The sequence below is a fragment of the Curtobacterium sp. Arg-1 genome (genome assembly GCF_025643395.1).
GTDB classification, from domain to species: domain Bacteria; phylum Actinomycetota; class Actinomycetes; order Actinomycetales; family Microbacteriaceae; genus Curtobacterium; species Curtobacterium poinsettiae.
Genome location: NZ_CP095731.1, coordinates 1,376,355 through 1,397,511, shown reverse-complemented (window position 1 = coordinate 1,397,511; position 21,157 = coordinate 1,376,355). Strand labels below are relative to the sequence as shown.

Below are 21,157 nucleotides of genomic sequence, written 5' to 3'. Positions count from 1 at the left end.
ATCCGCCAACCCGTGCGACATTGCCCGCCCCGTGCCACGCCACAACCCCGCACCGAACAACCCCGACCGCACACACCGACCAACCCCGCACCGTGCCGCGCGCGCCGCCCCGGTATGTCGGTCACGCACGAGATGATCGTCCCTGTCCCGCCAGACCCGCACCACCGCACCACGTTCCGCCCCGCACCACCTGGAGTCCCACCGCATGACGTCCCGCCGACGCCGCAGCCGCATCACCCTGACCTCCGTCCTCGTCGTCCTGGCCCTCGCCGTCGGTGGGTACGCCCTCGACGCCACCGGGGCCCTCGGCCCGGACGCCGACGCGGCCGGCTCGACCGACACGGCCGGCACGACCGCTGCGGCCGGCACGACCGCTGCGGGCGGTCCCACGGCCGTGGAGACGACCACGATCGGACCGCAGGACGCGTCGTCAGGGGCGAGCCCGGCCTCCAGTCCGACCGTCAGCCGCGGAACCGACGCCGACGCGGTCCGCGCACGCACCCAGCTCGCCGACCTGCCCGTCAAGGGCAAGGCGGCGGCCACCGGCTACGACCGCACCGGCGACTTCGGCAGCGCCTGGCTCGACGTCGACCACAACGGGTGCGACACGCGGAACGACGTCCTCGCCCGCGACCTGGCCGGCATCACTCGCGAGGGTCGCTGCAAGGTCCTCACCGGCACCCTCGTCTCGCCGTACACCGGTGCGCGGGTGGACTTCGTCCTCGGCAACACGACCTCGACGCTCGTGCAGATCGACCACGTCGTCGCGCTCGAGAACGCCTGGCGCACCGGAGCCCAGCGCCTCACCGAGACCGAGCGGCAGGCACTGGCGAACGACCCGGTGAACCTGTTCGCCGTCGACGGCCGGTCCAACTCGCAGAAGGGCTCCGGCGACGCGGCGACCTGGCTCCCCGCGAACAAGGCGTTCCGCTGCACCTACATCGAGCACCAGGTCACGATGAAGACGAAGTACCGCCTGTGGGTGGCCCCGGCGGAGCGGGACGCGATGGAACGCGTGCTCGACGCCTGCTGACGCCGGGCGGCCCGGCGCCGCTGAGTGTCAGCCTGGAGGCCCGGACCACCTCCGCCCCGCGTGGCAGGCTGCGGACATGGCTGAGCAACTCACAGTGCCGCAGGCGTTCGCGCTCCTCCAGGTCGAGCCCGGCGGCCGCAAGTCCCTCGACGGGCAGACGCTGGACACCGGCCTCGCGGGCGCGGTCCTCGCCGACCTCGCACTCCGCGGTGTCGTCTCGCTGCAGAACGGCCTGGTCACCGTCGTGAACGGCGCCGCCACGGGCGACCCGGTGCTCGACGGCGTCGTCGGGTCGATCGCGGCATCGGGTGCGCCGCGCAAGGCGAAGTGGTGGGTGAGCCGGCTCGGCAAGCAGCGGCTGCGCGATGACGTGTTCGCCGGCCTCGTCGCCAGGGGCATCATCAGCGTCGAGCAGGGCAAGGTGCTCGGCCTCTTCCCCACCACGAAGCACCCGGAGCGCGACGGAGCCCCGGAGGCACTGCTGCGATCGGGCATCGCGGACGTGCTGGCTCGGCGGGCGGGCCCGACACCGTTCTCCGCTGCGGTCATCGGGCTGCTCGACGCGACGAACACGCTCCGCAAGCAGTTCGGCGCGGTCGACAAGGGCCTGGTCGAAGAGATCACCTCGGGGACCTGGGCGAGCCCCGCGGTGCAGGCCGTGCTCGAGCAGATCCGAGCCGCGGCGATGATCGTCATCATGGCGGCGACCACCGCGACGGCAACCACGGTCATCACGAGCTGAGGTCGGCCGCGGGCACCCGCTGGGCACCCACTGACGAGGCCGTTGCGCGACAGGTGTAGTCTACTTTTATCGATGCGGATGCATTGATCGGACTCGCTGCTCCACCGCGGACCCCGAGCCCTTCGCCGTCGAAGACCTCAGGAGGCCTCCCCCATGCCCGAAACCACCACCGGCACCACCCGCTTCACCGACCGTGTTGTCCTCATCACCGGCGGCGGCTCCGGCCTCGGCCGTGCGACCGCCGTCCGCCTGGCCGCCGAGGGCGCTGCGCTCTCCCTGGTCGACGTCTCCGAGCAGGGTCTCGAGGCGACGAAGACCGCCGTCCTCGACTCCACCCCGGACGCGCAGGTCCTGACGACCGTCGCCGACGTCTCCGATGAAGCCCAGGTCGACGCCTACGTCACTGCCACGACCGAGCGCTTCGGCCGCATCGACGGCTTCTTCAACAACGCCGGCATCGAGGGCAAGCAGAACCCGACCGAGTCCTTCACCGCCGCCGAGTTCGACAAGGTCGTGTCGATCAACCTGCGTGGCGTGTTCCTCGGGCTCGAGAAGGTGCTCAAGGTCATGCGCGAGCAGGGTTCCGGCATGGTCGTGAACACCGCGAGCGTCGGCGGCATCCGCGGCATCGGCAACCAGTCCGGGTACGCCGCCGCCAAGCACGGCGTCGTCGGCCTCACCCGCAACTCGGCCGTCGAGTACGGCCACTACGGCATCCGCATCAACGCCATCGCCCCCGGAGCCATCTGGACGCCCATGGTCGAGAACTCGATGAAGCAGCTCGACGCGGAGAACCCCCGCAAGGCCGCCGAGGAGTTCATCCAGGTCAACCCGACGAAGCGCTACGGCGAGGCCCCCGAGATCGCTGCCGTCGTCGCGTTCCTGCTTTCCGACGACGCGTCCTACGTCAACGCGACGGTCGTCCCGATCGACGGCGGGCAGTCGGCCGCGTACTGAGTCCGTCGCCTCCGACGCCCGGCCCACGTCCGCGTGCGCCGGGCTTCGGCCTGGAGGCGCGGCTCGACCCCGCCGTGTGCGCCGACCGTGACAGCATGGCTGGTGTGAGTACCGATCAGACCAACGGGTCAGCCTTCGGCCGAGGCGTCGACAAAGCCCCGCCGACCGCGGCCGCCGAACTGCGACGGAGGATGGCCGCCTCGCCCGCGGGCTTCCTGCGCAGCGCGGCGTGGGTCCCCTGGAAGCCAGCAGGCACTCCGGAGGCCGGCAGCGTCGCCCACGTCATGATCCGGGACAAGCCGTTCGTGCCCGTCTTCACCGACCCGGCCGAACTCGCCGCCGGTCTGCCCGACGCCGAGGGGCGTCCGGTGCCGATGTCCGAGCTCGTGTCCGCGCTCCCCGAGGAGTTCGGCATCGTGGTCGACCCCACGAGTGCGGCCGAGGCGAACTTCCTGCACGCCGATGTCCTCGCCCAGATGCGGGCGCAGATGCAGGGTGGCGTGCCGACGGACGCGTGACAAGCAGCGCACCTTTGGTCTATCTGTGATGTCCAGGCAGGTTGTTGAGTCTGCTGATGGGTGGGGCTCCGATGGCGGAGTGAGTCCTGTGGTGATTGTAGAAGTGAAGCCAGCCGGGGAGCGCCCCTCGGCGTTCGGCCTCTGAACCGTAGAACCGTGCGTATGCCCAGCCCTCGCCGAGCGTGCGGTGGAACCGCTCGATCTTCCCGTTCGTCTGTGGTCGGTAGGGGCGGGTCTTCTTCGGTGTGATCCCGAGCACCGAGCATGCGTCGGTCCAAGCGTGGGACTTGTAGGCGGAGCCGTTGTCGGAGAGCACCCGCTCGACCGTGACGCCCCGATCAGCGAACCATGCGACGGCCCGCTGGAGGACGCCGATCGCAGTGACGGCTCGCTCGTCAGCATGGATCTCGGCATAGGCGACGCGAGAGCAGTCGTCGATCACGGTGTGAACGAACGCGGTGCCGATCTTCCAGTTGCCCTTGGCGGTCTTGCCTGTCCGAAGCGCTGTGGCGGCTTTGTGTTTGTCGCCTTGCTGCTTCCCAACGAACCGCCAGCCGTCGCCGTCAGGGATGTTTCCGAACTTCGTCACGTCAACGTGGATCATCGCGCCGGGAGTCGCGTGTTCGTAGCGGCGGATCGGTTCCCCGGTGATCCGGTCGATGTGGGAGAGCCGGTTGATGCGGCATCGCACCAGGACGGCATGCACCGTCGACGCCGGTAGCCCCAGCTCGCCGCCGATCTGCACCGGCCCGAGGCGGCGCCGCCACCGCGCTTTCACGATCCGTTTCACCAATTCCGGCGGCGTCTTCGCCGGCATCCGGTGCGGACGGCTGGACCGATCTGCCATTCCCGGAGCACCATCAGTCCGATATCGGGCAGCCCACCTCCGGGCCGTGATCGGCGACACCATGAACAGCTTCGCTGCAGTCGTCGCGGGCCATCCGCCCTCGACGATCAGCCTGGCGAGACGAAGACGGGCGCGTGGGGTCAGCGCAGCGTTAGCGTGGGACACGAAGGCCTCCTGGTCGGTGAAGCGGTTCCTAGACAGCTCCACTCCACCACCGGGAGGCCTTCTTCGATCAGCGCGTCAACGACCGCCCAACGACACAACGTCCCTGGACATCACATCTAGGCGGCTCCTTCTCAGCACTCCGAGACGTTATCCCCGCAGTCCGGAGAATCGAAAGAATCGCCAGGTTGCCTCCGCCTCTGCGGAGAGCTCGGTCTGCCAATTAGGCAGATACCGCTCGAACACGTCCTTCAACTCACGAGTCACGTCTTTTCTCCCTGCTTCAAATATTGCTCGCGCCGCCGAGTACGCGTCCCAGGCGGACGCACCGGCAGCATAAGACGCATGAAAAGCCACCGCGAAGACTGAAGCGACTACATCATTCACAGGCGCTGAGGTCGAAACAACGGTCGAGCATCCTCGCTCAAGGAGAGCAACATCTAGGGGAACCGACTTTCCAATTGCGCCTATCGCAAACTCACCTGCGCCCGAATCGCACGCAGACAAGAAGGCAAGCCCTGTATCCGACGCATCGACGGAGCGAAGAACACCGCTTGCTGACATAAATGAACCCTGCAAATATATACCGGCCTCGTACTCACGCATACCGGTCACACCGTGTCCGGCAACATGAACAACACCTGGCCAGTTCCCGCGCCACGCCTCAGGTTCGACGTTCACAGCCGCGTTGTAGAGGCTCGAGACGTAGCTCAGTTCCGCATCCACGGCGGGTATGTGATCCCTGCCCGCGCCGGAGTATCCCATCACCAGGACGCCGTCTCCACGACCACTCGCGGGCCTGCGCCGAAGTGAGTGAGAATACGATACGGTTTCAAATCCGAGACGGAGCGCGGCGTCATGCAGCGGAAGTGCATAAGCGCCAGCTCCTGCAGAAACTGTCAGATGCTTCACTCCTTCCGCCTGTAGCGGGACAAGCGGTCGCACGAGATCATCTATGCCAGAGGCGAAAGAATCTTCACGCCAGGTCTCGGTAGTGTCGTAAAACTGCCCGGAATACGCGCCGTCTTCAGAGCGATGCACCGCGGCAACTGAGAACCAGCCCAAGTCCTCTCGGAAGCCATAATGGACCACGGCTTCGCCCGGCGCGATTTCGGCGCCAAAATCATCATCATGAGGTTCACGCGAACGACTCTCAGCGTTGCGCAGTTCAATGACCGTCTCCTCGAGAACTTCGATGTCGACGATACCTCCAACCGAGTAGGTGTCAGCCGCCCTATCAAGCACCTTGAGGCGGCGCTCCCAAGCTTCGCGAACTCCATCATTAGCGCTGCGCGGATCCAAGCCTGGAACCGTTGTCTCGAAGGCCGCTCGCTGACGTTGATCAATCGCTTTCATCAGTTCTTCGGGGGTCAGGCTTTCACTCAGAGGGTGGTTGGGCTTCCCACCCCATCGACCACGATGCTGCAATATTGGCAGGATCCAGTCAGTCGTGGTGCCGAAGTTGTAGAGATGCTTGATCACACCATCCGCTTCAATCCGATATACCTCGATACGCAAAAGGCCAATGGCCGCGAAAAGGTCTAGTTGCTCGCTTGACTGCCAATCTTCATAGTTGAAGTAGAACGGCAGCGTCGCCGCATCACCTTCGGGATCCAGCACGATGTAAACAACGACCCGGTTATCCGACAGGAACTCCATGCTGAATGCAGGACGATAAGTCCATCTAAAAAAATCGGCTTCATCGCGGGGTGATTCCAGAACCAAGTGAAAAGTCGGTACGAACCCAGTTGAATTGTGCCAGAAACGGGCACCGTCACCAGCAACAACGTCACGCAACCAAGGCGGCACCGTGCCGCCAGACTTTGCCGGCCACGCCCCGTCTGCTGTGAGCGAGGCGTAGGTCACTCGGCTCACCTCAAGGAGTCGATCGACCTGCCAGTCACGGAACGGGTCATCAAGGATCAAGCGAAGTTCGAGAGGCGATGCTATCCGGAGATCAGCTGACTCACCGGTAGCTACTGCCCTCAGCGCCTCCGGCCACGCTGAATCCCGCAGCAGAGAAGGCGGATTCGATTCAATCTCGGTGTGATAATCACGGTCATCGAGAAGTCCGTCACCCATAGCCTCTTCGAGTCTGCGGAGGAGGTGCGACCGCAAGAGGAACGCGTGCAACGCCGTTTTGCCGAAAGATTCCCAGCGAACCGCCGCCCAGATCAGCGACACGGTCGCCATCACGGGCTCGGCGACAATCTCCGGAGCAACCCTCCCGGAACGCCAGAGGTCGATCAATCGCCGAACTTCATCGGCACTCACTTCCCCGCCGAACGTCAGATCCTCGTTGTCCACACCGAGCAAGTGCCCCTGCCCGACGAGCATCGCGACGAGCGCTCGGCTGATAGGAGGCATCGCCTCCAACCCGGGCATCTTCGGCAGGACGCTCGGGGACATCAAGGACTCCGCCGTCTGCCGGTACCATTGGTGCCTTAATGAGTCAACGTCAGGTTTATGCATGGACGAGAGTCTGTCATAGCGCGTTGCCTTGCTGCTACAACACGCACATTCCGGCGAGGTGAACGGGTTCTACCAACTCGATGAAGCGGGACAACAAGGACAGGCCCGCGATCGACGGGGGCAGGCCCGTGGTCAGCGCCGGCGAGTGCACGAGGTACGCCGCCCACTTCGCCCGCGAGATCGCCACGTTCAACCGGTTGGGCATGAGCAGGAAGTCGAGCCCGCGCGGGATGTCCGCCGCACTCGACGCCGCCAGGGACACGATCGACACGACGGCCTCGCGGCCCTGGAACAGGTCGACCGTCCCGACCTGGGTCCCGGTGAAGCCAGCGCGGTCCAGCTCCTGCCGGATCAGGGCTCCCTGCGCGTTGTACGGCGCCACCACGATGACGTCCTCGTCGGTCAGGGCACGCGTGTCGGAACCGTCCGTCCACGCGCGGCCGACGACGTCACCGACGAGCGCGACGACACGGGCGGCCTCCTCGGCCGACGACGTCGTGTTGCCCGCGTGGACGACCGGCACGGGGTGCACCCCGGCGTCGATGCCGTCGAGGTGCCGACCGGAGACCATCGAGGCCAGCTGCCCGTCGTAGGACAGAGCCGAGACGGACTCGGTCAGCGCGGGCTCCATGCGGCGGGTGCGGGCCAGGAAGTAGCCGAACTCCGGCGGCAGGACGTGCTGGCCGTCGGCGAGCCAGCCGAGCGCGGACTCGTCGACGGGCTCGGGGTGCGAACCCTGCGACACTTGCGGGAGCTGCTGGGGGTCGCCGAGCAGCAGGAGCCGGGTCCCCGCGACCGACGAGGCGATGGTCGGGGCGAGGGAGAACTGTCCGGCCTCGTCGACCACGAGCAGGTCGAGGGAACGACGCTCGATCGTCGACTCGTTCGCGAACGTCCACGCCGTGCCACCGACGACACCGCCGGTGCCCGAGCCCTCGCACGACGACAGGAACGCGGCGACCGCGGCACCGTTCTTGACGGGCGTCCACGCGGCGGCGTCGAGGTCGTCCTCGGTCGCGCCGGACTTCGGCACCTTCACGACCCGGTCCGCGGGGACGCCGGCGTTCACCACGGACGACAGGAAGTTCTCCGACGTCGCGTGGGACTGCCCGACGACGCCGACCCGCCAGCCGTACTCGCGGACGAGCCGTGCGACGACGTTCGACCCGACGTAGGTCTTGCCCGTGCCGGGAGGGCCCTGGATCGCCAGGTACGAGCGGTCGAGGCCGAGCAGGGTCGACACCACGGCCGACACCGTGTCGTCACCCTGCACCGGGACGATCGCACCGCGCGGGGGCACCCGACGCAGCAGGTCGAGCGCAGGGTCGGGCAGCATCGCCGGCAGCTCGTCGAGCACGGCCTGCCCCCACCACGCGATCGCCTCCGGCTGGGGCTTCGCTCGGGGCGGTGCCGACGGGGCGAGGGCCACCGGGAACTCGTGGTGCGGCTCGCCACCGACGGGCAGGCCCTCCTTCACCAGGACCTCGACGGCATCGCCGTTGTCCCACACGTCCACGATCACGGCGCGCGACGACGCGCCCTTCGACCCGGGGCCCGGAGAAGCGACCGATGGCGGAAGCGGGTCGTCGTAAACAAGGTGGGGCGTGCCTCCAGGCCGGAGCCGCGAACCGGGCGCGAGCGTCCCCGACAACCGGAGTTCCCGCGACTGCGAGCGGGCACGCGGCAGCGTGTCCCAGTCACGCTCGACGGACGCCCGCTCCACGACCAGGACGTCACGCGTGTCGGCCCAGTCGTCGACCGGGTTCCGCAGGCGGTCGAAGTGGTCCTGCCAGAAGGTCTTCGCCTCGCGGCGGTGGTAGTCGATCGCGGCTGCGGCGAGTGCCAACGCGGTCTGGTCAGGAGTGCGGTCGAGGGCGTCGACGTCCTCGAGCTGCGCGGCCAGGGCGACGTACACCGGATTGGGTTCGCGCTCGACGGGGATCGGCGGGACCTCGAGCTCGAGTGCCGGGTCGGCCGCGTCCGGGTCGTCGGTGCGCAGCGAGCGGAGCCAGTCGCGCAGGCGCAGGGTCGAGCGGCAGTCGTAGGCGTTGTAGTCGGCGACCTGGTCGAGCATCCGCTGCCCTTCGACGGCGTCGCCGTTCCGGAGTTCCTCGATCGCGTCGACGTAGGCGGTGATGCTGTCCGCGGCGTTCGTCACGTCGCTCTCGCGCAGGTCCAAGCCCATGTACAGCGGTTCGAGCTTCTTGATCGAGTAGCTGTGGCTGCCGACGACCAGGGCCTTGCGGACGATCGGGTACAGGTCGACCAGGACGCCGGCGCGCAGCAGTTCGTCGACGGCCTCTTCGCCGACCCCGTGCCGGGCCGCGAGGGACAGCAGGTGCGTCCGTTCGTACGCCGCGTAGTGGTAGATGTGCATGCCCGGGTACTGCTGCCGCCGGGCCTCGATGAACGCGAGGAACTGCTCCAGCGCAACCCGCTCGTCGCGGATCGTGTGCGCCCAGAACGCGGTGAACTCGGCGCGGTCGTCGACCAGGCCGAACAGGTAGTCGAGGCCCCAGTGCACGCCGTCCTCGGTGTGCAGGGGGTCGCCCTCGAAGTCGAAGAACACGTCGCCCGGGTCGGGTGCCGGGATCGCGTCGAGCGCACGGGCGTCGAGGACCTCGAAGCGCGGCTTCACAGGCTGGTCCGGCCGGTCGGCGCCGTTCCGTCGGGCGGTCTCCGTCTCGATCTGGAGGCTCGCCTGACGCACCAGCCGATCCTGCGTCGCGCGGGACAGGCCCGGCACTGCCCGAGTGCGGACCGCCAGGTCGTCGATCGTCCGCACCTCGTGCTTGATGAGCTTCGCCCGCTGGTCCAGGCGCATGCCCGCGACGAGCACGAGGTCGCGGTGCTCGGCCACCTGGGTCGAGCAGACGGCGCAGCGCCCGCAGCTGGAGTACCGCGGGTCGCCCCACTGCAGTGGCTCGTCGGCAGCGATGCGCTCGGCGATGACCCGCTGCAGCTCGGCGCGCTGCGTGCGGTACACCGGCGCGATGTCGGCGAGGTCGTGCGTCGTGGTCGTCCGGTCGCCGAGCACCAGGTGCACCTGCGGCCCGGTCGGGATGCCGTGCGCTTGCATCTGCTCGGCGTACGCGGCGAGCTGCAACAGGGCGCTGATCTTGGCGTGGCGGGCGAGCTTGGTGTCGTAGACCTCGTACTCGCCGCGTTCGTTGCGGATGATGAAGTCCGCGAAGCCGATGAACCCGGGGGCGTCGGCTGTCGGCGCCGCGTGGAACGTCGGCTGGTACAGCACGTCGGCGCCGTCGGCGAAGGCCTGTCGTGCTTCGGCTGCGGCGCGTGCGTAGTCCGGCTGGGCAGGGCGGTCGAACTCGACGACGGCGCGGGTCTGCTTGAGGATGTCGAGGTAGTCCAGCTCGTGCTGGTCCCCCAGCCGAGCCGTGCGCTCGAGCATGTCGTCGTGCACGTCGGGCAGGGCTTCCCCGCGACCGAGCTTGGCGTCGAGGCGGCGGAGGAACGCCCACTCGCAGGCCGACCACGTGCTCAGGTCACTCGGGCTGAGCAGCACGTGCCCGTCGACGCCGATCTGCATGCGCTCCCCCTCGTCCTCTGGTGCGCTGAAAGCCTAGGGGCGAGCGCCGACACCGCTCGCTCGGGCGGTCAGCCGGCGACCGGCACGAACCGCGGGCCGTCGTACCCGTTGCGGGTGACGTGCGTGGTGAAGTCGGCGAGCGACCGGACCCAGTGCCCGCGTTCGCCGTACAGCGCCTGGTAGACGACCACCGGCTCCTCGGTCTCCACGTCACGGGCGACCAGGACCACCTCGTAGTCGTTCCCCTTGAAGTGCCGGTACCGCCCAGGTGTCACGTCGATAGTCACAGCCTCGATCGTAGGCAGGTGAGCCGTCCGCCGCCGACGCTGGAAAGGTGCGCTGTTCACGGCGCAGGTGTCCCCACCCCGGCGGGCGGCTCGTCTGGCGGCTGAACGACGCGACGGCCGCGCCGAACCGCCAGACCGCCGGACCGCCGGACCGCCAGACCGCCCGGCACCGTCACGAACGGACACGTGCTTCCGTGCGGACAGCACCACGACGTACGGTCACACCATGACCGTCATCGTGGCCGTCGCCGTGCTGGCGGGGGTTCTCGCCCTCGCCACCGTCCTCGGGCTGCTCCTGCGCTCCAGGACCGGCCGCGCGAAGCCCAGCCCGACCGCGCCCGACGGCACCGCCAGCACCGTCGACGGCCTCGCCTCCGCCGATGCGTTCGGCAGCCGCGCCACCCTCGTCCAGTTCTCCACGCCGACGTGTGCTCGTTGCCCGGCCACGCGCCGGTTGCTCGACGCCGTCGCAGACCACCACGAGGGCGTTCGACGCATCGAGATCGACCTCGCCGAGCACCCCGGCCTGGCGAGCCGTTTCAACGTCCTGCAGACCCCCACGGTCCTGCTCGTCGACGGTTCCCGGACCGTTCGCACCCGCTTCGGAGGCCCACCCCGCCCACCCGAGCTCGCCGCAGCCCTCGACACCGTCCTGACCACAGGCAGAACAGACACCACACGCGGCACAGGTACCTCAAGCACCACCGGCACCCAGGAGCCCCGATGACCACCACGAACGACCCCACACGCGGCATCGACCCGCGCTCCCCACGCTTCGGCGCCGCCATCACCACGGTGCTGCTCGCCGCGACGATCGTCCTCACGCTGATCCCCGAGACGTGGGTCGCCGGCATCGTGTTGCTCGCGGTCATCGTCGTGCTGTTCGCCGTCGGAGGCATCGCCGGCATCCGCCGTCACCCCTACGGCGCACTCTTCCGACGGGTCGTCCGCCCGCGCCTGGCCCCACCCGCCGAACTCGAGGCTCCGGAACCCCCGACCTTCGCCCAGCAGGTCGGCCTGTTCGTGACCGCGGTCGCGCTGCTCCTCGCGCTGCTCGGCGTGCCGTACGCCGCCCCGATCGGTGCGGCGGTCGCCCTGGTCGCCGCGTTCCTCAACGCCGTCTTCGACGTCTGCATCGGCTGCCTGCTCTACGTGTGGCTGGTCCGCGCGGGCATCTTCCGTCCGCGGCGCGGCGTCGCCTGACGGCGTCCGGCCTGGAGGCCCGACTCACCTCCGCTCCACCGCCCGCGCTGCCGATGTGGTCGCCTCCAGAGCGGTGGGCCGGCCCCACGAGAACGACCAGCCCGACGGCGGAGGCTCCCCCCACGGCAGCCTCCGACGCCGGTCCGGTCAGACGGCGAGCGCCTGCTCACTGAGCGCGACGATGTCATCGGCGCGCAGGTTCGGCCAGCCGTGCAGCAGCTCACGCCACTCGGCCGGCAGCGACGATGCTCCGTACAGCGCACCCGCGAGGCCACCGGCGATCGCGGCGACCGTGTCGGTGTCGTTGCCGGTGCGGACTGCGCGGATCAGGGCGTCCTCGAGCGAGGAGCTGTGCTTGACCGCGGCGTAGGCGGCCTGCAGGGCGGACACCACCCACCCGTTCGACTCCGTGAAGTCCACCGGCTGCGAGTGCTCGGCCGTGACGATCCGTTCCACCCACAGTCGTCGACGGTCGAGGTCGAGCAGGTCGATCCCACGCAGGAGGTCGAGCTCGCCGGTCAGGACCGCGTGCCGGATCGCCGCGCACCAGAGCACGCACGCGTCCCCCGCGTCCGACTCGTAGTGCGTCAGGTCACTGATCGCGCGAGCCGCAGCCGCGAGCCGTTCCTCTTCGCCGACGTCACCGCGCAGGAAGGCGAGCACCAGCGGTGCGGTCCGCATGAGCGACCCGTTGCCGGCGGAGCGGCCCTTGGAGTCGTGCTCCCGCCGGGCCGCAGCCCGCGCGACGGAGGCGGTCCGCGCCTCCAGACCGGTCAGGACGTTGCGCGTCTGGATGCCGACGTCGGGCGCGTCGACCGACCACGCTGCCCAGGCGGCCACCAGGCCGTCGAGGGCTGGCTCCGACGCTGGGTCGCCGCCGCGGGCGACCGTGCGGAGGATCGGCACGGCCATGCTCGTGTCGTCGGTCCACTCCCCCGGCGCCCAGCCGAAGGAGCCACCACCGGTCATCGTGATCGGGGTCGGCTCGGGCACTGCCGGACGGAACTCGTACCCGGCGCCGAGGGCATCGCCGGCGGCGGAGCCCAGGACGGCACCGACGGCTCGGTCGTGGATCTGCGGGTTGGTCAGGTGGACCTCCGGATCGGGTTTACGCGGGATTGCGTAAAAGCGATCCTGCACCACTCGCCACGTTTGCGCAAGTGTGCGTAAACTCGCGGGCATGACCGACGAGTACCGCGACGCGAGCGGCCGGCGCCTGACGGACTACCCGCGGCCCTCCGTCGCCGTGGACACCGCCGTGTTGACCGTCCCCCCGGGCGGACCGCTGTCCGTCGTGCAGGTCCGCGATGCCACCGAGGGCGACTGGCGACTGCCGGGAACGTTCGTGCACGAGGGTGAGCGGCTCGCGGATGCGGTGCTGCGGTCACTCCGCCAGAAGGCAGGGGTGAGCGGGCTCGCACCGCAGCAGCTCCACGTGTTCGACGATCCGGCGCGGGACGACCGTGGGTGGGTACTGTCGGTGGCGCACCTCGACGTCGTGCCGGCTCATGCCCTGGACCTGGACGAGCCCCGGGTACGGCTCGCGCCGGTGGTCGAGGCGCGCGGGATGGTGCACGGGCACGACGACATCCTCGGGTTCGCGGTCGCTCGGCTCCGCTCCGTCTACGGCACTACCCCGGATCCACACGTGCTGCTCGACGAGCCGTTCACGATGTCGGAGTTGCGGCAGCTGCACGAGGCGGTCCTCGGCAAGCGCCTGCTGCCGGACTCGTTCCGGCGTGCAATGCTGCCGAAGCTGGTCGCGACGGACACGAAACGGGCGGACGGGCCGGGGAAGCCTGCGACGCGGTATCGGCGGGAGTGACGGTTCTGGTTCAGAATCCCCCGGGGTCGTCAACCGGAACCGTCAGCACGCCTCGAGAACACCGTCACGCGCCTCCTCGTAGGGTGAGTGGGTGGAGGAAGACGAACGGATCATCCGGCGCGCGCGGCGTCGCACTGCCCTGGTCGTGTCGATCGCCGCGGTCGCGGGTGCAGTGGCAGGTTGGGCAACCTCGCGAGGCGAGGGCGGCTGGACCGTCGCCCTGGCGATCTTCACGTGCGTCGCGATGCTGGCCGGCATGGCCGGGATGCTCTCCTTGCTCCCCACAAGCGCACACGCATCGTCGATCATCACGCAGGCGACCGAGGGCCTGACGAGAGACCGCCGCAGGGCCATCCGCTCGGGCGTTCCGCTCGCGGAGGACGCGGGCCCGGAACTGCAGCACCGTGCGCTCACCCTCGCCCGCGGGACCGCCGTGTTCAACGGGATCTTCCTGGGGCAGGGATTCCTGCTCCTCACTGCGGTCGCGGCTCCGCACTTCGCTCGTGTCGTCAGCGACGGCGGCGGTGTGGTCTTCAGCCGGGTCGTCCTCGCGCTCTTCGTCATCGAAGTCGTGTTCCTCGTGCCGTTGCTGGTCACCCGATATCGCCGAGCTCGGCGCTACGCCGAAGCTGCCACGGCCGAGAACGAGCGCCGCGCTCCTGCGCCGGCCTCCGTCGCATGACGTCCGTGACCGGAGCGCCGCTCACCCCCGAAGCCGTTGCTCGCCGAGCCTGGCGCAGAACCGCCGTCATCGTCGCGATCTGTGTGGTCCTCGGTGCGATCGGCGGATCGCTCTTCGCCCGGCAGGACAGTGCGCTCGAGACCACCCTCGCGATCCTCGGCATCGCTGCGGGAGTGGGTGGCATTCTCGGAACCTTGTCGATGATCGCCACGACGCTCCGCCGATCTTCCGACATGCAAGCGCCGATCGATGGCCTCTCGCGCTTCGGCCGGAAGACGCTCGCTCAGGCGATCGCGAGCGGGACCCCGATCGAACCGGCCGGCTCCGACCTCGCACGACGGGCATTCGACCTCGCTCGTCTCCGCGCTGCCTACCAACCGGTCGCACTCGGCCAGTTCCTGCTGCTCTCCGCGGGGATCGCGGGCCCGCAGATCCCGAACCTGTTCGACGACAACTCGTTCATGGCTGGCTTCAGTCGCATCATCTGCGTGGCCCTCCTCGTCGTGGCTGCGGCCATGTCCCCCGTCATCCTGCGTCAGACCCGGGCTGCACGACGCTACGTGCAGGCGGCCACCGAAGCAGCCGCCCGCCAGCGCTGACTCAGTAGGCCTGCCGCACCCGCGACACCGACAGCCGCAGAGCGGGCTCGTACGAGGAGCCGTTGAGCGCCGTGATCGTCCAGTGGTACCGATCAGGCCGGGTCATCACGCCCCAGTCGCTCCGCCCGCACTTGTTCACCTTCGACCCCATGCTCTTGTCCGGCAACAGACCGCGCTCGTCGTAGAGCCGGACGGTGGCGGATCGGAATCCGCTCGCGTTCCCCGAGATCCGGCAGCTCGCGAACGTCGTGGCAGTCCGCACCTTGTCCTTGTGCGAGTCCTGCCAGCTCCTCGAGTTCTTGCCGATCGCGACACCGGTCAGCTTCGATGACCAGGAACCCTCGGCGAACGCCGGCGCTGCCGCGAACACCGTGGCGGCCACGACTCCCCCTGCGACGGCTGCCGCGAGACGACGACTGAGATTGACCATTGCGCTTCCCCCTTGAGGTGACGGCCCGGGCTGTCCGAGCCGAGTGCACGCTACTGTACGGTGAAACACCAGTACAAGGTTTCAAGGGGGCGCAGTGGGCATACAGATCGACGAACTGACTTTCGGGTACCGGCGGGACCACACGGTGCTCTCCGGGTTGTCGACGGTGTTCCCGACCGGAGCGAGCGTCCTGCTCGGGCCGAACGGCGCTGGCAAATCGACCCTGCTCGGACTCGTCGCCGACACGCTCCGTCCCCGCACCGGGACGATCAACATCGAGGGACTGGGGGAACCGGGGACGCGCCGAAACCGCCGACGGTACCGCCGCGGGGTCGCATGGCTTCCGCAGCGGAGCGGCGCCTTCCCGGGCCTGACCGCTCGAGAGCACGTCGCCTACTGCGGCTGGTTGAAGGGCCTGTCGCGCGCCGACGCCTGGGATCGCTCGATGGCCGCCCTGACCGCCGTCGATCTCGCCACCCGAGCCGACGCACGAGCGTCCTCGTTGTCGGGCGGCCAGATCCGGCGGCTCGGCGTTGCCGGCGCGCTGGTGTCCGGCGCACAGTGGATCCTGCTCGACGAGCCGACGGCCGGACTCGATCCGGCACAGCGCACGCGGTTCGCGCGGGTGATCCAGAACCTGCCGACGGAAGTGTCCGTCGTCGTCTCGACGCACCAGACCGAGGACGTCGCCGCGACCTACGACAACGTGACCGTCCTCTTCGACGGCCGGGTGCCGTTCGCTGGTTCGGTCGCGTCGTTCACCGAGCCGTTCGCAGACCTCTCGTCCGCCGAGGCGATCACCGCTTCGTACGCGCGGTTCACGAGCGAGGACGACTGATGCGCCCGATCATCCCGTGGCGCAGCCGAGCAGCACTGTGGCTCCTCATTCCTGGGCTGCTCGGCGTCGTCGCGTACAGCATGCATTTCGCAGATGAGACGACCGTCGTCGGCTACTGGCCCGCTGCGATGGCTGGCTCCGCGATCTACCTGGTGTTCTCCTGCGGCATCGCGGCCACGGCGGGCGCCTGGGAAGGGAAGCGCTTCCGAGCTGGGACGCCCGTCATCGAGTCCAGCAGCCGATCCAGTGCAGCGGTCGTCACCGATCACCTGTGGACACCGCTGGCCGCCGGTCTGTTGCTCCAGCTCGTCGCGGTCGCACTCATGAGTCGGGACACCTGGGGCGCTCCCGGTGGCCCGTCGCCCCTCATCGGTCTGGCATTCGCGGGGATCCTGTTCTTCCACAGCTGCATCGGATTCGCACTGGGGCGGTGGCTCCCGCCGGTGGTGTCCATCCCGCTGAGCCTGCTCGTTTCGTACAGCTGGCTCGGCTTCACCTGGTCCGTGGACTACTTCCCACTCCGGTACCTCGCCGGTCTCGTGATGGCGGACTGCTGCTCGGTCGAGACCGCGCTCGACATCCGGGCACCGGTCATCGTGACGGCGTTCAGTCTGCTCGCCGGGTGCAGTCTGCTCGTCATCGCGGTCGCTCGACGCTCGAGTGGTGACCGTGCGCGCCGGTTCGGACTCCAGATCGGCGCCAGCTCGTTCGTCGTGATCACCCTCATCGCACTGACCGCCGGTTCCGGCCTCGGCGCGGCACCGATCGTCGACCGCCCGCAAGCGCAAGCGATCTGCAGCGGCGCGGCGCCCACGATCTGCCTCTTCCCGGAGCAACGCGCCACCGACGACTCGCAGTCGGTGATCCGGAAGGCCGCGGAGAACCTCGGCCGCTCGGGCATGAAGGTGCCGTCGACCATCCGGGCGAGCAACGCGCCGTCGACGCCCGACGTCCTGAACATGATCGTCCAGGTCCGGATGACCGATGCGGACGTGCTCCACAGCATCACGACCTCCTTGCTCGGCGACGCCGAGGTGGCGTACTGCGGCGCCGAGGAGGACGACGCCGAACGCCTCAACGATGCCGCTGTCGCCGACCGATGGCTCATCGACGTCGCCGCCGAGGGCATCGTGCACGCCGACCAGGTGGAGCCCGCCCTCGAGCTGGACGACCCCGACGTTCTGCGAGACCTCCGTCGTGCTCCGGTCCCCGCTCAGGCCGCGTGGGTCACCGCGACGATCGACCGGCTGACGGATTGCTCGATCGGCCACATCGCGGTGCCGTCCTCGTGATCTGGTGGCTGCGTGTCCACCGCACCCTGCCGCTGCTCGGACTCACGACGGCCCTGACGGTGCTCTCGATCGCGCTCGGCCCGATCGGCATGCTCTTCCCCTCGTTCGGCGGTGGCGCACCCTTCGCGATGATCCCCGTCGCTGCGGTCGCTCCGCTGGTGCTTGCGATCGCGGCGGGTGCATCAATCAGTCGCGCACCGTTCCCCGCTCCGACCCGACGGACCGACCTGCTCGAGCTGAGCACCGTCCTGGTGGTGATCGGACTGGTGTGCGCGATCAGTACCGTCAGCCTCGCCCTCGGCGCAGACCCCGCTGTCTCGCTCGCCACCATCCGCAACACGATCGCGTTCTGCGCGCTAGCAGTGGCCAGCCGCGCGGTGCTCGGTGATCGCTACCAATCCGTGCCGGGCGTCCTGTACCTGCTCGTCGCAGGGCTGTTCGGACGCGGAATGCCGGATCGCCCTGCCGTCTGGGCCGGCGTCGTCACAACCAACACCGAGCTCACCTACTGGCTGTTCGTCGCACCGATCGTCATCGTCGCGGCCGTCGTCACGGTCGGGCGATCCGCTCGTAGGGTGGGGGCATGGGGGAACTCGAACTGAAAGCACGGCGAGCCTGGCGACGGACGACCCTGCTCGCACTGATCGGAGCCGTCGTCGGCGCCGTCATCGGCGGGCTGCTGGCCACGACCGAGTCGGGCGCTGTCGCAGTCCTCACCGTCGTCGGCTTCGGCGCGTCCGTCGGTGGCCTGGCCGGTACCTTCTCGATCCTCGCAACGACGATCGGGATGTCGACCGCGATGCAGACCACAACGGCGGGGCTCTCCCCTGCCGGCAAGCGCATGGTGACGCAAGCGATCAAGACCGGCAGCCCGATCCAGCCACCCGAGTCCGACCTCGCCCTCCGAGCACGCGAGCACGCACGACTGCTCTCCACCTACCAGCCACTCGCCCTCGCCCAGTTCCTGCTGCTCTACGTCGGCATCGCCGGCATCCAGTTCCCGAGGCTCGCGGACGAAGATGTCTTCGGCTCGGCGTTCACCCGGTTCCTCTGCGCAGCGCTACTCATCACCGCACTGATCATGACGCCGATCCTGCTGCGAGCGGTTCGTCGGTCGCGGCGGTACCTGCACGCGGCGACCGTCGTGGCTTCCCCGGTCCCGCGGGCCTGACGAGGACGGCCGCCCGCACAACCAAAGCGCGTCTGAGCCGCACGATTCCGCGGCGCGACCTGACTCCCGTTGTGCGAACCGGAACCGGAACCGGAACCGGAACCGGAACCACTGAACCGCAGCCACCCGCCCACCACGTAACACGCAAGCTACTTTCAGCACTGGCGCTAGTCCGCTGGCCATCGCCCTGGCGGCTGACTCGATCGCCGCAGCCGTAGCGCGCGGCGGCCGACTCGTCTCCGTCGGCGCCGGCACGCCGGGCAGGCTCGGCGTCCTCGACGCCAGCGAGCGCCCGCCCACCTTCGGCACTGATCCGAGCCAGGTGGTCGGCGTGATCGACGGCGGCGACCCCGCCCTGACCACCGCGGTGGAGGGCGCGGAGGACGACGAAGCGGCCGCCGTCCGCGACCTCGACGCGCTCGGCCTGACAGCCGACGACGTGGTCGTCGGGATCAGCGCGTCCGGCAGGACGCCCTACGTCATCGCAGCCATCCTGGAGGCCCGGCGCCGCTCCGCCCTGTCGGTCTCCGTCGCGTGCAACCCCGACTCGGCCGCGGGGCGGGAGGCCGACATCGCCATCGACATCGCCATCGACGTCGTCGTCGGCCCCGAGTTCATCGCCGGGTCGACCCGCCTGAAGGCGGGCACCGCGCAGAAGCTCGTGCTCAACATGCTCAACATGCTCACCACGCTCGCGATGGTGCGCAGCCACAAGACGTACGGCAACCGCATGGTCGACGTGCGCGCGACGAACGCGAAGCTCGTCGCCCGGGCGTTCTCGCTCGTGCAGGACGTCACCGGCGCTCCCCCCGCCGAGGTCCAGGCAGCGCTCGACGCCTCGGACGGCGAGGTGAAGACCGCCATCGCCGTGATCCTGACCGGCGCCTCGGCGGCCGACGTGCGTGCTCGCCTCGATGCTGCTGCCGGCTCGTTGCGTGCCGTGCTGTAGACCCCGTTCCCTTTTTCGTTTCCCCTCCCCCGAGGAGCACAGCAATGCCCGATGCACAGCAACTCGCCCAGCAGATCCTCGACGCCGTCGGCGGTTCCGCGAACATCGCCGACGTCGAGAACTGCATGACCCGCCTGCGGGTCGAGGTCGTCTCCGACTCGTCCGTCGCGCTCGAGGACCTCAAGGCCACCGACGGCGTGATGGCCGCCATCGCGGCCGGCTCGAACCTGCAGATCGTGCTCGGCCCGGGTCTCGTCGACCGCGTGGCCGACGGCCTGGAGGCCCTACGCGCGGCCGCCCCGCCGGCTGCGGCTGGTGGGCCTGGTGCGTCGCCTGACGAGCTCGCTGCTCGCGGTGCGTCCATCAAGGCGACCGCGCGGGCTCGTTCCGATGGCCGCACCATGCGCGCGATCCGGAAGATCTCCGCGATCTTCATCCCGCTCATCCCCGCGCTGATCGCCTGCGGGCTCATCGCCGGGATCAACGGCATCCTGACGAACCTCGGGTGGCTGCCCGGAGTGACGCCCTTCCTCGGCGTGCTCTCGTCCGGGTTCCTCTCGCTGCTCGCCGTGTTCGTCGGTATGAACGCCGCGAAGGAGTTCGGTGGCACGCCCATCCTCGGCGGCGCGGTCGGCGGCATCATCGTCGCGGCCGGTGTCGCGAACGTCACCGTGTTCGGCGAGACCCTGGCTCCGGGGCAGGGCGGTGTGCTCGGCGCGCTTGCCGGCGGCATCCTCGCCGCCTACGTCGAGCGCTTCATGCGCCGGGTCACGCCGGACGTCATCGCGCTCATCGTCGTGCCGACCGTGACCGTCCTCGTCGCCGGGTCGATCACGCTCGGGATCCTGATGTCCGTCGCCGGTGTCGTCTCCGTAGCGATCGGGACGGCTGCCACGTGGCTCCTCGCGAACGGTGGGGCCTTCGCCGGCTTCGTGCTCGGAGGCCTGTTCCTACCGCTCGTCATGACCGGCATGCACCAGGGGCTCATCCCCATCCACACCACTCTGATCGACTAGACCGGGTGGACCGTGCTGCTGCCCGTGCTGGCGATGGGTGGTGCCGGGCAGATCGGTGCGTGCATTGCGCTGTGGGTGCGGTTCCGGTCGAACGCCTCGCTGGTGCGGACCATCCGTGGTGCTCTTCCTGCTGGATTCCTCGGCGTCGGTGAGCCCCTGATCTACGGCGTGACCCTCCCCCTCGGTCGGCCGTTCATCACCGCGTGCATCGGTGGAACGTTCGGTGGCGGTGTCGTCGGGTTGTTCGACCAGCTCGGGCACTCCGTCGGGGCGATCGCGATCGGGGCCTCGGACCTGTCGCTGATCCCGCTGCTGAACGGGTCGTCGGGGTACGGGTGGGCGTTGCTCGGGTACGGGTCAGGGCTCGTGGTGGCGTACGTCGTGGGGTTCGTGGCGACGCTGCTGTTCGGGGTGTCGGAGTCGGTGCGGGCTGATCTCGAGGCGCGGCCGGCTTCCCCGTCCGGCGATCCCGTCGCTCCGGAGGCGCCGCTCGACGCGCAGGTCACGTCGGTCCGAGCGACCGCGGCTACCTCGCGCTGATCGCCCGTTCCTCCACATCGCGATCCACCGCCGATCCGTTCACA

Annotated in this window: 20 protein-coding genes and 1 pseudogene; 15 read left to right on the top strand and 6 right to left on the bottom strand. The window is 69.0% G+C overall.

Features of this window, described 5'->3' with window-relative positions; genetic code table 11:
* Positions 1 to 205 precede the first annotated feature (205 nt).
* The 4 genes from MXD64_RS06740 to MXD64_RS06725 all read left to right on the top strand — a co-directional run bounded on the left by MXD64_RS06740 (position 206) and on the right by MXD64_RS06725 (position 3,250).
* Positions 206 to 1,033 carry an HNH endonuclease family protein gene (locus MXD64_RS06740; RefSeq protein WP_263137310.1) on the top strand — a complete coding sequence of 276 codons (828 nt, stop codon included), beginning with the start codon at positions 206 to 208 and terminating at the stop codon, positions 1,031 to 1,033.
* Between the two features lie 76 nt (positions 1,034 to 1,109).
* Positions 1,110 to 1,775, top strand: coding sequence for a GOLPH3/VPS74 family protein (locus MXD64_RS06735; protein ID WP_082509328.1), 666 nt, complete (start codon positions 1,110 to 1,112; stop codon positions 1,773 to 1,775).
* 153 nt (positions 1,776 to 1,928) lie between these two features.
* Positions 1,929 to 2,732, top strand: coding sequence for a glucose 1-dehydrogenase (locus MXD64_RS06730; RefSeq protein WP_263137309.1), 804 nt, complete (start codon positions 1,929 to 1,931; stop codon positions 2,730 to 2,732).
* Between the two features lie 104 nt (positions 2,733 to 2,836).
* Complete coding sequence (locus tag MXD64_RS06725; RefSeq protein WP_259496159.1) at positions 2,837 to 3,250, top strand: SseB family protein; 414 nt, start codon at positions 2,837 to 2,839, stop codon at positions 3,248 to 3,250.
* A gap of 19 nt (positions 3,251 to 3,269) precedes the next feature.
* On the opposite strand, the gene MXD64_RS06720 is transcribed toward MXD64_RS06725, so the two are convergent.
* The 4 genes from MXD64_RS06720 to MXD64_RS06705 form a co-directional block, all read right to left on the bottom strand.
* The gene (locus MXD64_RS06720) at positions 3,270 to 4,262 is read right to left on the bottom strand and encodes an IS481 family transposase (RefSeq protein ID WP_263137308.1); all 993 of its coding nucleotides are present in this window, start codon (positions 4,260 to 4,262) and stop codon (positions 3,270 to 3,272) included.
* A gap of 147 nt (positions 4,263 to 4,409) precedes the next feature.
* Positions 4,410 to 6,668: a CHAT domain-containing protein gene (locus MXD64_RS06715; protein WP_263137307.1), complete on the bottom strand. Its 2,259-nt coding sequence runs from the start codon at positions 6,666 to 6,668 to the stop codon at positions 4,410 to 4,412.
* A 97-nt stretch (positions 6,669 to 6,765) separates the two neighbouring features.
* Positions 6,766 to 10,281 (bottom strand): TM0106 family RecB-like putative nuclease, encoded by a 3,516-nt coding sequence (locus MXD64_RS06710; protein ID WP_263137306.1) that lies wholly within the window; start codon positions 10,279 to 10,281, stop codon positions 6,766 to 6,768.
* Between the two features lie 68 nt (positions 10,282 to 10,349).
* Positions 10,350 to 10,568: a DUF1653 domain-containing protein gene (locus MXD64_RS06705; RefSeq protein ID WP_240048599.1), complete on the bottom strand. Its 219-nt coding sequence runs from the start codon at positions 10,566 to 10,568 to the stop codon at positions 10,350 to 10,352.
* 226 nt (positions 10,569 to 10,794) lie between these two features.
* On the opposite strand from MXD64_RS06705, the gene MXD64_RS06700 reads away from it, so the two are divergent.
* Positions 10,795 to 11,295 (top strand): TlpA family protein disulfide reductase, encoded by a 501-nt coding sequence (locus tag MXD64_RS06700; protein WP_263137305.1) that lies wholly within the window; start codon positions 10,795 to 10,797, stop codon positions 11,293 to 11,295.
* Positions 11,292 to 11,771 (top strand): DUF4395 domain-containing protein, encoded by a 480-nt coding sequence (locus MXD64_RS06695; protein ID WP_263137304.1) that lies wholly within the window; start codon positions 11,292 to 11,294, stop codon positions 11,769 to 11,771. Before MXD64_RS06700 ends, MXD64_RS06695 begins: the two co-directional genes overlap by 4 nt.
* A 147-nt stretch (positions 11,772 to 11,918) precedes the next feature.
* Here MXD64_RS06695 and MXD64_RS06690 read toward each other — a convergent pair whose 3' ends face one another.
* A complete protein-coding gene (locus tag MXD64_RS06690) occupies positions 11,919 to 12,911 on the bottom strand; it encodes an ADP-ribosylglycohydrolase family protein (RefSeq protein WP_263137303.1) in 993 nt (330 codons plus the stop codon).
* 40 nt (positions 12,912 to 12,951) lie between these two features.
* Between MXD64_RS06690 and MXD64_RS06685 the strand changes: the two genes are divergently transcribed.
* From MXD64_RS06685 to MXD64_RS06675, 3 genes are all read left to right on the top strand, one after another.
* Positions 12,952 to 13,596, top strand: a complete 645-nt coding sequence (locus MXD64_RS06685) for an NUDIX hydrolase (RefSeq protein WP_071251815.1) — start codon at positions 12,952 to 12,954, stop codon at positions 13,594 to 13,596.
* A gap of 91 nt (positions 13,597 to 13,687) precedes the next feature.
* The gene (locus MXD64_RS06680) at positions 13,688 to 14,278 is read left to right on the top strand and encodes a hypothetical protein (RefSeq protein ID WP_263137302.1); all 591 of its coding nucleotides are present in this window, start codon (positions 13,688 to 13,690) and stop codon (positions 14,276 to 14,278) included.
* Positions 14,279 to 14,283: 5 nt separating this feature from the next.
* Positions 14,284 to 14,877: a hypothetical protein gene (locus tag MXD64_RS06675; RefSeq protein WP_263137301.1), complete on the top strand. Its 594-nt coding sequence runs from the start codon at positions 14,284 to 14,286 to the stop codon at positions 14,875 to 14,877.
* 1 nt (position 14,878) lies between these two features.
* On the opposite strand, the gene MXD64_RS06670 is transcribed toward MXD64_RS06675, so the two are convergent.
* Positions 14,879 to 15,307 (bottom strand): hypothetical protein, encoded by a 429-nt coding sequence (locus MXD64_RS06670; RefSeq protein WP_263137300.1) that lies wholly within the window; start codon positions 15,305 to 15,307, stop codon positions 14,879 to 14,881.
* A 94-nt stretch (positions 15,308 to 15,401) separates the two neighbouring features.
* Here MXD64_RS06670 and MXD64_RS06665 point away from each other — a divergent pair, with 94 nt between their 5' ends.
* The 6 genes and pseudogenes from MXD64_RS06665 (at position 15,402) to MXD64_RS06640 (ending at position 21,113) form a co-directional block, all read left to right on the top strand.
* On the top strand, positions 15,402 to 16,145 hold the full coding sequence (locus MXD64_RS06665) for an ATP-binding cassette domain-containing protein (RefSeq protein ID WP_263137299.1): 744 nt from the start codon (positions 15,402 to 15,404) through the stop codon (positions 16,143 to 16,145).
* A complete protein-coding gene (locus MXD64_RS06660) occupies positions 16,145 to 17,437 on the top strand; it encodes a DUF7224 domain-containing protein (protein WP_263137298.1) in 1,293 nt (430 codons plus the stop codon). The genes MXD64_RS06665 and MXD64_RS06660 overlap by 1 nt, the downstream gene beginning before the upstream one ends.
* Entirely contained in the window at positions 17,434 to 18,039 is a 606-nt protein-coding gene (locus MXD64_RS06655) for a hypothetical protein (protein WP_056068139.1), read from the top strand. Before MXD64_RS06660 ends, MXD64_RS06655 begins: the two co-directional genes overlap by 4 nt.
* On the top strand, positions 18,021 to 18,608 hold the full coding sequence (locus MXD64_RS06650) for a hypothetical protein (RefSeq protein ID WP_159556582.1): 588 nt from the start codon (positions 18,021 to 18,023) through the stop codon (positions 18,606 to 18,608). The genes MXD64_RS06655 and MXD64_RS06650 overlap by 19 nt, the downstream gene beginning before the upstream one ends.
* Before the next feature lie 175 nt (positions 18,609 to 18,783).
* Positions 18,784 to 19,557 carry an N-acetylmuramic acid 6-phosphate etherase gene (locus MXD64_RS06645; protein WP_317629863.1) on the top strand — a complete coding sequence of 258 codons (774 nt, stop codon included), beginning with the start codon at positions 18,784 to 18,786 and terminating at the stop codon, positions 19,555 to 19,557.
* Between the two features lie 44 nt (positions 19,558 to 19,601).
* Positions 19,602 to 21,113: pseudogene (locus MXD64_RS06640) on the top strand (PTS transporter subunit EIIC).
* Positions 21,114 to 21,157 lie beyond the last annotated feature (44 nt).